The organism is Bartonella elizabethae F9251 = ATCC 49927, from assembly GCF_000518165.1.
In the GTDB taxonomy this organism is placed as follows: Bacteria; Pseudomonadota; Alphaproteobacteria; order Rhizobiales; family Rhizobiaceae; genus Bartonella; species Bartonella elizabethae.
Genome location: NZ_JADB01000002.1, coordinates 208,396 through 221,177, shown reverse-complemented (window position 1 = coordinate 221,177; position 12,782 = coordinate 208,396). Strand labels below are relative to the sequence as shown.

4 protein-coding genes are annotated in these 12,782 nt (G+C 39.9%); all 4 read right to left on the bottom strand.

All coding sequences use genetic code 11. The features are described from left to right. Positions 1-81: 81 nt before the first annotated feature. Positions 82-8,667 (bottom strand): GH36-type glycosyl hydrolase domain-containing protein, encoded by an 8,586-nt coding sequence (locus tag T429_RS0103340; protein WP_005774416.1) that lies wholly within the window; start codon positions 8,665-8,667, stop codon positions 82-84. Between the two features lie 232 nt (positions 8,668-8,899). Further along, entirely contained in the window at positions 8,900-10,600 is a 1,701-nt protein-coding gene (gene rpsA, locus T429_RS0103335) for a 30S ribosomal protein S1 (protein WP_005774415.1), read from the bottom strand. Between the two features lie 135 nt (positions 10,601-10,735). Then, entirely contained in the window at positions 10,736-11,383 is a 648-nt protein-coding gene (cmk, locus tag T429_RS0103330) for a (d)CMP kinase (RefSeq protein ID WP_005774414.1), read from the bottom strand. Next, complete coding sequence (gene aroA, locus T429_RS0103325; RefSeq protein WP_005774413.1) at positions 11,380-12,708, bottom strand: 3-phosphoshikimate 1-carboxyvinyltransferase; 1,329 nt, start codon at positions 12,706-12,708, stop codon at positions 11,380-11,382. The genes cmk and aroA overlap by 4 nt, the downstream gene beginning before the upstream one ends. Positions 12,709-12,782: the final 74 nt, after the last annotated feature.

Sequence of the window (12,782 nt, the reverse complement as noted above, 5' to 3'; positions counted from 1 at the left end):
TATTGTGCTCCAACAAGATCCATATAGGAATGAGAAAAACTATAACAACTCTAAGATTTTGGGCAAGAATAAAAAAGCCCTTTAGCTTTTCTGTTTTGAGGATTTAAGTATGCGTATGATTTCATGTTTTCCCGTTTTTTCCAACTTTATCCCTGTATGAACTTCGGTATATTTTTTGCCATTAACATGAAGTGTATTTTCAGATCCCCATTTGACTTTAATGGTATAAACAGCCTCATAAAATTTCATTTTTATTTCATATTCTGGCCAAGTAGAAGGTAAATGTGGTTTTAAAAACAACAGATCTCCCTGACGCTGTATTCCAAGAATAGCTTGTGTTGCAGCATGATAAAACCAGCCTGCTGAACCTGTATACCAAGTCCAACCACCTTGTCCACGATGAGGCTCAACCGTATAAATATCTGCGGCCATCACATAAGGTTCAACACGATAAGTTTCAGGGTCTTGTCCATGATTAATAGGGTTAATTGTGGAAAATAAATGATAGGCTTTATCGCTTTCATTCATTTCAGCAAGCGCTAAAATGCTCCAAATAGCACCATGGGTGTATTGTCCACCATTTTCTCGAATGCCAGGGGGATAACCTTTTATATAACCAGGCTCGAGGGTTGTTTTATCAAAGGGAGGCCAGAAAAGACGTAAAAGTTTTCCTTTTTTATCATAGAGACGTTCAAGCATTGAGGCCATAGCTTGTTTTTGGCGCTCAAGCGGTGCCATTTGAGAAATGACAGCCCAAGATTGAGCTATGGTATCAATTTGGCATTCATCATTGATTTGAGAGCCAAGAGGCGTTCCATCATCAAAATAACCACGTCGATACCAAGCACCATCCCAAGCATTTTTTTCTAGAGATTTTTTCAAACGTTCAAAATATGCACTCCACGTTTCAACACGGCTGTTATCACGCCGTTTTTGGGCTAAAGGAATGAATGCTTGTAATGTGCACCCAAGAAACCACCCTAACCAAGTGCTTTCGCCCTTTCCTTGCGCGCCGACCAAATTCATGCCATCATTCCAATCGCCACCTAAAATAAGAGGAAAACCGTGAGGTCCACAACGTTTAATGGCAAGATCTAAAGCTAAAGCACAATGTTCATAAACTGTTGCAACCTTTGAGGATTGAGTGGGTTTAAAATAAGCATCCTGTTGCCCACTTTTGAGAACATCGCCTTCAATAAAAGGAACGAGCGTATCAAGAAAAGCATCATCGCCAGTGGTATTGACATAAAAAGCTGTTGCATAGGCAAGCCAAACGATATCATCAGAAATGTGTGTGCGAACACCAGCATTTGTTTCAGGCAACCACCAATGTTGCACATCCCCTTCAAGAAATTGATGCGCAGCTGCGTTTAACAATTGTTTATGGGCTAATTGTGGTTCTAGCAACAATAAAGACAAACTATCTTGTAACTGGTCACGAAAGCCAAATGCACCACTTGCTTGATAAAAGGCAGCACGCGCCATGATACGGCATGCGTAGACTTGATAAGGAAGCCAATGATTGACCATAATATCAAAAGAGGGATCAGGTGTTTTTACTTGGAGTGGGGAAACAAAATTACTCCAATATTGTTTTTGTTGTGTGAGCAAAGTTTCAAAATCACTTGAACGTACTTGATCGAGTAATTTTTCAGCTTCTTTTCTATTTTCAGCGCTGCCAAGATAGAAAATGATTTCTTTTGTTTGTCCTGGAAGAAGGTCAATATCATAAGCAAATGCTGAACAAGGATCACATCCTGCTTCAATGGTATTTGAAAGTGCACTAGCTTTATGGATCGCATTTGGATGTGTTACAGTTCCCGTTGCACCGATAAATTCGCTGCGATTGGTTGTAGTGCTGGTTGGCATTTCGGATGCTGTTAAAAATGTCACTTGTTGATATTTTTCAATGTGATAGGGATTTTGAATAAAATGTGCCCCCCATTTAGACTCGTAAGAGAGAACAATGAAGGGAGCATATTTTGTTTGGGTCTTACCTAAAACCCATTCAACATAATTATAAAGGCGTAAACTGCGTGGCTTTTCCCCTTCATTCGTGAGGATAAGACGCGAAAAGCGAACAGGTTTCTCCAGATCAAGTGTATGGGTTAATTCTAAAGCGATTTCTGAATGTGTTGACTTAAAAGTTGAGAATCCAAAACCATGACAAGCCTCATAAACAACATTTTCATCACATTCTACAGCAGAAACGGGTGAGAAACGTTTTAAAGACTGGCGATCAACCAGATAAAGAGCTTCGCCTGGCCGGTTAGACGTTGGATCATTGGCCCAAGGTGTTAATTGATAATCACGGCTATTGTGAGCCCAAGTAAAGAGTGCACCTTCAGCAGAAACATGAAAACCAAATCCGTTATTAGCAATGACGTTAATCCACGGATGCGGCGTTGTGGTACGTCCATGAAGACGTATGATATAATGATTATGCTGATTAAAACCACCATAACCATTCCAATATTTTAAATCTTCTCCAGTCGTAGGGGGAAAAGATAGTTTTTGTCGGCTCACAAGACCAATGGAAGCAAAAAGATTTTGTTCAGTTTGTGTTATAACTTGCCTTCCTTTGTTATATTTTAAGGTGTCTAATTGATCATGAACCCCTTGATCATTTTTACGAATTGAGAGATCAAAATCATTCTCATCAAGCCTTTTAAGCTGTTCAGATAACGAGCCATTTTCGGCATCAAGAATCATGCGTGCGGATGCAAGAAGCGTTTTAAAACTTTGCTCACTCATTTGATCACGCCGAAGCGTAAAAATATGTTGGCGTACATCTGTTTCTTGTGTGTGATGTCGATAAGATTCGCATACCCATTCAAGAGCGCGTTGTGTATTTTGTATATAGGAAAATGCTTGTTCATTGAGAATAACTAAATCAACAATGAGCCCCCGCATACGCCAATATTCATGTGCTTTAAGGAGCTCACGCAGCACAGTTATATTTCCCTCGTTATTTAATCTAAGAAGACAAAGTGGATTGTCTCCTGAAATAGACATGGGCCAAAGATCAGACTGTTTTCCAAGTGTTTTTGCTAATATTTCAGAAGGAAGACGCCATGTTCGATCAAGATAGATAAGCGGCGTTGCATATTTTTGATAGACAATCGCTTCTTTAAGCGAGGTTCCGCTCTGATACAGTGCAACTTGTGAGCGTGTCCATGCCATTGAAAGTTCTTTTTGAAACATATCAGGTTGTCGATAATGTTTCATATGATGATGCAATGCTTCTTTTGTATGAGCCGCAAAAGTCCAAAAAATAAGTTCTGCTTTTCCATGGGCTGGAATTTTTATACGACATCGCAATGACATAATAGGATCAAGTACACAACCTTGACTGTTACTGAAACGAGCATTTCGGTCAAATGCAGCGGGTCGATGAATGGAGCGCCCACGACCAATAAACAATGAGCGATCCGTTTCAGCTTCTGTTTCTTGGAGAGTATCTGTTGTACTGGAAACAAAATGAGCAATATAAATTTCAGGGTCATTAGGTGCGCGTTTGCGCCTTTTGACAAAAATTGCTTTGCCTTCCTCAGCAATTTCCGTCTCTATAAACATCCGTGAAAAAACAGGATGTGCTTGGTCCATATCCATTGTTGCAAGCGCTAGTTCACCATACGAGGTTACTTCAATAAGACAGTCTTTATTTGTTGTATTCATCAGTTGAATACGTCTACCTTCACCGCACCCTTCAGAGATAATAAGACATTCAAGGGTTGATTTGATACCATCAACCATTTTCGTATATTCAGCCTTTTCATCCGTAAAAATGCTGACAGCTTCTTCTTCAATAACGCGTGTTGGTTCGCTGGTCACAGACCACCACCGTCCACTATGTATATTGCGTAAGAAGAATAAAATCCCTTGTTGATCTTCTGTTGCATCAGGAATAAAGCGCGTAATCGCATAATCGTGCCAACGACTATAACCAGAACCATTCGCTGTTAACATGGTCGAATAAAAGCCATGAGACAAAAGCAAAGTTTCCCGTGGTTTAAGCAGCGGGTTTGTAATAATGCGCAAAGGGGCGGCATCCAATGCTTCAGGTTTATTGCGCATACGATTAATAGCTTTGGTGTGAATCATAGGAATAAGATGAGCAGCGCGCTCTTGTAAAAGCAATTGCGTTGCTTCCACAGCAGGATCACGATGAAAACGATCACGCATTCGTCCTTGAAAAATAACATTGTTAAGAGCAAGGATAGACATGCCATGGTGGTGCGCATAATAATTGCACACAATAGCGTATTTTTCCCCTGTTTTTACGCGTGAAGGGGTAAAATCAATAGAGTCATAATAACCATATGTTCCTAAAGCTCCAAGATCACGGAGTCGTTTTAAATTGGTTACAGCTTTGTGAGGCACATATTGTGCTGCAAGAAAGCTAGCATAGGGAGCAATGACAGCATTGCGTGAAAGACCACGTTGGAGTCCGAGGCTTGGAACACCAAAATGAGCATATTGGTAATTCATTAAATGATCACGAGCATTAAATGCAGCCTCTGAAATACCCCATGGCAATTCCCGTGTATGGGCATATTGTATTTGACAACGAATAATCAATCGATTGGTTTGATCTAAGAGAGATCCTAAAGGTTCGTGCATCACAAGAGATGGCATAAGATATTCGAACATGGATCCAGACCATGATAAAAGAGCACCTTTCCACCCTATAGGAACGAGGAGTCGACCAAGATGAAACCAATGTTTAAGTTTTATATCGCCTTTTGCAATGGCAAAAAAACTTGCAAGTCGTGCCTCTGAAGCAAGTAGATCATAACAGTTTTCATCGAGTTTGTTTTCTTGAACACGATATCCAATGGATAAGAGATGCCGTTTAGGCTGTTCTAAGAAATCAAATTTCATATCAAAAGCTATTTGCCTTGCCGCTATAGCTAACCTGTTTAGTTTTTTGCATAATTTTTCAGGATCACAATGAGCTGTTGCATCATGATGATAAGCGTCGCAAGTTTCAATAAGGCATTTAGCCCAAGAAAGGGCACGCGCAGATTCTATCGTTTGAATTTTTTGGTCAAGTTCATTGACGAAGCGCTCAATATCGTGGGCTGCACGTGAAAGATCCCTGATGTGAGAAGGTATCGTATTTTCTTGTTCGACAAAAGTACGGACAGAGTGATGAAAACGAACAATATTTTCTTCAATTCTGTGGCGTAAAGCGCGTAGGCTTGGTTGATGATCTGGAATTTCTTTAACCGTTTCTTCAAGAATAATAAGAACATCCGATAAGCCTTCTCGATCACTTTGAAAAAGAAGATGCGGTTTTTCAGCCCATTCCCTTAAAGCAGAAGAGAGTGTTACCAAATGGCCAGCAAGATTTCCTGAATCAACGGTTGAGACATAAGTGGGCAAAAGAGGTCTGAGTGTATCCGTTGCATACCAATTATAGAGATGACCATGGAACTTTTCCATTTTTGCAAGAGAGCGTAATGTACATTCAATACGGGTAATTGTTTCTTCAAAACCAATCCAGCCAAAATCACGTGCTGCAATAACAGAAAGAAGATAAACCCCGATATTCGTAGGGGATGTACGTTGGGCAACAAGAGGTTTAGGGTCTTCTTGAAAATTATCGGGAGGCAAATAATTGTTTTGTTCATTGACAAAGGTTGCATAATAAAGCCATGTCCGTCTCGCAATAGAGCGGAGATTTTTTTTATCTTGTGAAGAAAGTTCAAGGCTATCTTGAAATGTTGAAGGTCGACTTACAACCCAAGCAATGAAAGGTGAAAAAAACCATGCTATCCCAAAAGGCAAAGCAATAAAGCTTGCAAAACTACCAAAAAAAAGAGGGAGTGTTAGGGCAACAGCACCAATAAGTGATGCTGGTGCCATTGTAAAAACATAAAAACGCAAACTATTGGACATTGATTTTGTTGCGGCAGAGGTTTTCCATTCAAGAAGATGCTGTCTTGAAATTGTCATACGATAGAGTGTACGAATAATCGCATCTGTCATAAAATACGCCGAATGAGCAAGAAAAGTCGTCTTAAGAAATATATCAGCGCCTGTAAGAGCGGTTCTATTCCAAATTAATTGAACATGTCCGCGCAAAGAATGATCTATATTGGATGAAAAAAACGTTTTTAATACACATAAAATGGGAGCAATAAAGGTGCTAAGCAACAAAAATATCTGCCAAATGAATGCACTCTTTAATGGCAAAAGAGCCCATCCTGCAAACGCTGCAACTAACCACATGAGTGGTGTAAGAGAACGACGCAAATTATCCTGCATTTTCCAACGCGTCACGAAGCTTATTTGACGGCAACAAAAAAGATAGGGCAAAAGTTGCCAATCACCACGAATCCAGCGATGATAACGCATAACATCAATATTATAAGCCGTTGGGTAGTCCTCAATAACTGAGATGCTACTGACCAGAGCAGTACGGGCATATCCTCCTTCTAAGAGATCATGACTGAGAACAGTATTTTCTTTAACTTTGCCGTCAAGTGCTTGTTCAAATGCATCAATATGATAAAGACCTTTACCGATAAAAGTACCTTCTCCTAACAGATCTTGATAAGTATCAGAAACAGCAAAAACATAAGGATCAATACCACGGCTGGTCGAAAAAACCCGTTGGAACATTGATGTTTTTTTTCCTGTTGTCAGAGACGGAATAATGCGTGGCTGCAAAATGCTATAGCCTTTGACAACCTTTCCACTTTGCGGATCAAAAATGGGACGATTGAGTGGATGATTAAGCTTTCCAACAAGTTTTGTGACACTTTCAGGGGTAAGACGTGTATCACAATCCAGTGTCATAACAAAACGACAATCCATCGGAAGATTTGGATCAGGAGAGTAAAAACTCGTATTTTTATCGCCTCTTAAAAGCCGATTGAGTTCATGAAGTTTTCCCCGCTTTCGCTCCCATCCCATCCAACATTTTTCACCGCTATTATAAAGGCGTCGGCGATGTAAAAGGAAAAAAACAGGAAATTCATCACGATGATAACGACCATTGAGTTTATCAATACCCTTTTGTGCATAGTGCAACAAATCAAGATCATCTTGCGTTTCTCTCAAAGGTGCATCTACCCAATCTGTAATGAGTGCAAAATGGACCGCACCTTTGGGATTGGAAAGATAGTGCACTTCAAGATTGTGCACGTGCGCATCAATATCATCGCGTGATGTCATCAAAGTAGGTACAACAACCATTGTCCTTGCATGTTTTGGAATACCTTCTTTATATTCATAACCAATGAGCTGTCTTGATGGAACAAACCACGAAACAACTGTATTAAAGAAGGAAAAAGCCGCATCCATAGCAGGAAAAAGCGCCAATACAGTGAAGCAAAGAGACATCCATAGTGTCATGCCAGATATTTGGAAAACGGTATAGACTGCAAGCAAAAGAGCAAGCGTCAGAAAAGAGACAGGAATGGCAATGACTCTCAGTTTTAAGCAATAAAAAGCGCGTGCCCATTTTATGAGAAGAGGCGGCGTATATCCACAAGCCTTTTCAAATATGCCACGACCATCACCAACAAGATACCACCCAACAGAGGAATAATGAGGCATATCTTCAAAAATGGTATTTGCCATTTCTACAGATTTGTGTGCAACTTCCAGCTCACTAAGAGATGAAAAGCGTGAGATTTTTTCAATGACTTGTCGATAAATACTGCGTGAATGGGAATCAATTTCAGAAAAATCACTCTTTTTACGCAAAATAGCATCGACACAACTCACTGTTTCAAACCATACGGTCCAATCAACATCATCTATCGCTTTAAGAGCACAGATAATATTACCCATTGTCACACCATCTGCCGCTTGTCGGGTGTGTTCATCGGCTGTTGCACTTTCCAAGTTACTGCCTTGACTTTCTAATTGCTTTTCAAGCCAAGTTAACGCTATGGTTGAATCGATAGATGCACTGCGCAGACGATAGAATAAATGTGCTGAAAAAGTTGGGTCAGCAGTAAATGATTTGTATTGCGTAAAAAGAGAGTTTAGATTTGTTTTATTTTCTACAAGAGAAATTTTATCAGCTACTTGACTGGCAAGATGGCGCATCTGACGCGCGTTTTCGATACGCACTGAAAGACGACGAACATTTTCAATGAGTAGCATTTGCATAACTGAAGGAAGAGCCCATAATTCACCAATTGTGAGCGCACAAACTTCTTGAAACCCATTGATCATAGCTGTCAGTGTTTCTTGTGAAAAGCTGCTATCGGTATGCGCAATATAAAGCCAAGTTAAAGCAAAAATGCGTGGTATTCCTGCTTTTTGTGGTGAACGAGGAAGTTGCTTTATGAAGGATTTGGGAAAGTTACGGCGTAGTTGTTGTATGGTTTTATCAATGGTGTAATGATTATCAATGAGCCATTGCGCAGACGGCGCAATAGTTTCATCATTTCGGGCAGCAAAATCACTGGTATAAAAGGCATGAAGGATAAGTTTAGCATTTTCATTCAATCTCTTGCGAAAATCTTCTACTCCTTCATATTCAGGGAGTAAAATTTCTTTTCCAGAAGCTATATCATGCCCTAGGTCATAAAGATCTTCCTGTACTTTATAAATTGCACGAAGAGCGAAATCACTATTAATAAAATGGTCTTTTCTCTTCTTTTGAGAAAAAAAGTACTTTATGAAAGGTATTGTACACGCCATAATGTCCCATTATTATTCAATTACATCGCTTTTTATTTAAATTGTAAGCATTTTATCTGAATAGTGAACCGTTGATAAACAAAAAACAAACTTTTTGTTTTTATTTGCAAGTAGTTATAATAATTTTTAATGCAATAATTAAAACATAAGAAAATAATTTTTTTAGTAAATAAAAAGGTCACTCATTTTAGGGAGTGACCTTAATAATACCATCAATGTTAATGATTGATGATTAATCTTGTTCTTGTTTTTTCAAAGCTGCACCGAGAATATCGCCAAGAGAAGCACCTGAATCTGTAGAACCATATTGGGCAACAGCTTCTTTTTCCTCTGCAATTTCTAATGCTTTGATTGATACTGAAATTTTACGTGTTTTTTTATCAAATGCTGTGATGCGCGCATCAACCTTTTGCCCAATTGCAAAACGCTCAGGACGTTGTTCATCACGATCACGCGCGAGATCAGCACGCCGAATGGTTGTCTCAAGGTTGTGGTCAATCAATTTCACATCAATATCATTGTCGTTAACAGCGATCACTTCACAGGTTACAACAGCCCCTTTTCGCAATTCGCCAGAAGCAGCCGCTTCTCCAACTTTATCACTAGAAAGCTGCTTAATTCCAAGAGAAATACGCTCTTTTTCAATGTCAACATCAAGGACCACAGCTTTAACGATATCACCTTTATTGTAAGTATCAATAACTTGTTCACCAGGACGGTTCCAATCAAGATCAGAGAGATGAACCATACCGTCAACATCGCCTTCAAGCCCAATAAACAGACCAAATTCTGTTTTATTTTTAACCTCTCCCTCAATTTGTGAATTGACAGGAAATTTATTGGCAAAAGCTTCCCATGGATTTTCAAATGTTTGCTTTAAGCCAAGAGAAATACGCCGTTTAGAAGGATCAATTTCAAGAACAACCACTTCTACTTCTTGTGATGTAGACAGAATTTTTCCTGGGTGAACATTTTTCTTTGTCCAGCTCATTTCAGAAACATGGATCAGTCCTTCAATCCCTGGTTCAATTTCAACAAAACCACCGTAATCTGTAATGTTGGTCACAGCACCCGTAATTTTTTTACCAATCGGATAGCGAACACTGATGCTTTCCCAAGGATCACTTTCAAGCTGTTTCATTCCAAGAGAAATACGATGCGTATCTTGATTAATGCGAATAATCTGAACTTTAATCGTTTGACCAATTGTAAGCACTTCAGATGGGTGGTTTACACGCCGCCATGCCATATCTGTAACGTGTAAGAGACCATCAATCCCACCAAGGTCAACAAAAGCACCATAATCTGTGATATTTTTCACCACACCTTCAACGATTTGGTTTTCTTCAAGATTTTGTACAATTTCTGAACGTTGCTCAGCGCGACTTTCTTCTAAGACAGTACGACGTGAGACAACAATATTGCCACGACGACGATCCATCTTCAAAATTTCAAAAGATTGTGCATTATGCATGAGAGGTGAAACATCACGAATGGGACGAATATCGACTTGGCTGCGCGGCAAAAAAGCAACCGCTCCATCAAGATCAACTGTGAAACCACCTTTTACTTGGCTAAAGATAACGCCCTCAACACGCGCACCAGCATTGAACTTTTCCTCTAAACGGACCCAACTTTCTTCGCGCCGCGCTTTTTCACGCGATAAAACAGCTTCGCCCATCGCATTTTCAATGCGTTCAATATAAACCTCAACTTCATCGCCAACTTGCAAAGAACCATCTTTTGCTTTAGCTCCAAATTCTTTGAGAGGAATACGTCCTTCGACTTTAAGTCCAGCATCAATAATGGCCATGTCTTTTTCGATTGCAATAACACGACCTTTAACAACAGATCCTTCATTAAGATCATTGGTTTGAAAAGATTCTGTTAAAAGGGCTTCAAAATCCGCTGTTGTGGGATTGTATTGTGACATAAGAACTCCTAATATATACCTTATTCTTCATGAGGTATGAGCGCTAGGTTAGTGTTAACATGGGCAGCCCCTTAGCCTTTTTCCTTGAATAAAGGAAGAAAAGTTAGCGCTAGGCTGGGAGCCGCCTTGATGAATTTATCCAATTATATGCATTTTTATGATTGGATCAATAAAAGTACATGCAATTGCAAATGCTGCTTCTATACTCAATTCTGACGTATCAAGCAAGTGGGCGTTTTTTGCAGGTTTTAGCGGACTTTGTTTGCGCGTTATATCGCGACCATCTCGCTGTTCAAGATCGCTAAGAATTTCATGATAATTTGCTTGCCCCCCCTTTTCTAAAATTTCTTGGTAGCGACGTTTGGCACGTATCTGAACATTGGCTAGAACATAAAACTTGATATCGGCATCAGGACAAACGATTGTACCAATATCTCTTCCATCGAGCACACTTCCAGGTAAAGTTTTGGCAAAATTACGTTGTTTTTCGACAAGAATTTTGCGTACAGCAGGGTTAATCGCTATTTTTGAAGCCACTTCACCAAGTTCATGAGAAGAAAGGAGAGCAGGATTTAAGCTATTAAAATCAAGTTCATTCGCACAAATGATAGCATTTTTTTCATCATTAAGAGCCAATTTTTGTTGTAAAAGCGCATGAGCAACACCACGATAAGTAAGCCCTGTATCTAAATGATGAAGATGATAATGTGCAGCAATTTTGCGAGCTAAGGTTCCTTTGCCTGAGGCAGCAGGTCCATCAATGGCAATAACAAAAGGCTTCAAGCGATTTTCCCCCCAAGTTGTTTTATAAAAGGAATAAATTCCGGAAAACTCGTAGCAATCATTCGTTTATCATCAATGGTAACAGGTTTTTCTGATACAAGCCCAAAAATGAGAAAGCACATAGCAATTCGGTGATCAAGATGTGTGGTAACATGTCCACCCCCCAAACCTTTAGCAGAACCTTTCCCATAAACAACGAGAAAATCTTGACCTTCTTCACAGTCTACGCAATTAATTTTTAATCCTTGAGCAACAGCAGACAGCCGATCTGATTCTTTAACACGCAATTCTTCAATTCCTAGCATCACTGTTTTGCCTTCTGCAAAGGCTGCCGCAACCGCCAAAGCAGGATATTCATCAATCATCGATGGAGCACGTTCCTTCGGCACAGTAACACCTTTTAAGATCGATGATTTTATCCGTAGATCGGCAACATCTTCTCCACCTGTTTGGCGTTGATTCAAAAATTCAATTTGAGCGCCCATTTCCCACAATGTTTCGATAAGTCCTATTCGAGAATTGTTTATCAAAACATTTTCAATAGTGATATCAGAATCTTCTACAAGAAGGGCTGCAACCAGTGGAAAAGCAGCAGAAGAAGGATCTCCGGGAATATGAATCGTTTGTCCAGTAAGATGGGGGAAACCATTAAGATGAATCAAACGCGTACCTTCTTTATCTCTTTCTATTTCAAGTTGAGCACCGAATGCTTTTAACATTTTTTCCGTATGATCACGCGTGAGAACCGGTTCAATAACCGTTGTAATGCCAGCGGTATTCAGTCCAGCAAGGAGAACTGCCGATTTAACTTGGGAGGAAGCTATTGGGACACGATAGCGAATCGGATTAGCCATTTTGGGACCATAAAGCGTTAAAGGAAGGTGATCGCCATCTGTTGCCTCAATTTCCACCCCCATAAGACGCAGTGGATCAAGGATACGTCCCATAGGACGTTTAGAGAGAGAAGCATCACCCATAAAAGTTGTTTTCATATGATAGGGCCCAACCATTCCCATAACCAAACGGGCACCTGTTCCTGCGTTTCCAAAGTCTAAAGGTTTTTGTGCGGCTAAGAGACAACCATTCCCTGTTCCTCGTACGACCCAGCAGTCATCTTTCTTAATCATATAGGCACCCATAGCCTGCATAGCAGCAGCTGTATTGAGCACATCAGCGCTTTCAAGTAATCCGTGGATATATGTTTCACCATTTGCTAACCCTCCCAGTATAAGAGAGCGGTGGGAAATTGACTTATCTCCTGGTATTCGAATTTTTCCAGAGAGACTACTCGATTTATAGGCAGTTATAGGGATTGCTTTTTGCATGGAAATTCTATTTAATTCTATCTAAATTGTATGAAATTATGCATTCTTTAGCACATGCTTTAAAGGGCGTCATG

Bases quoted from the DNA above. Each gene is read 5' to 3' on its own strand.
- aroA (WP_005774413.1), bottom strand. From the start codon at position 12,708: ATGCAAAAAGCAATCCCTATAACTGCCTATAAATCGAGTAGTCTCTCT.
- T429_RS0103340 (WP_005774416.1), bottom strand. From the start codon at position 8,667: ATGGCGTGTACAATACCTTTCATAAAGTACTTTTTTTCTCAAAAGAAG.
- rpsA (WP_005774415.1), bottom strand. From the start codon at position 10,600: ATGTCACAATACAATCCCACAACAGCGGATTTTGAAGCCCTTTTAACA.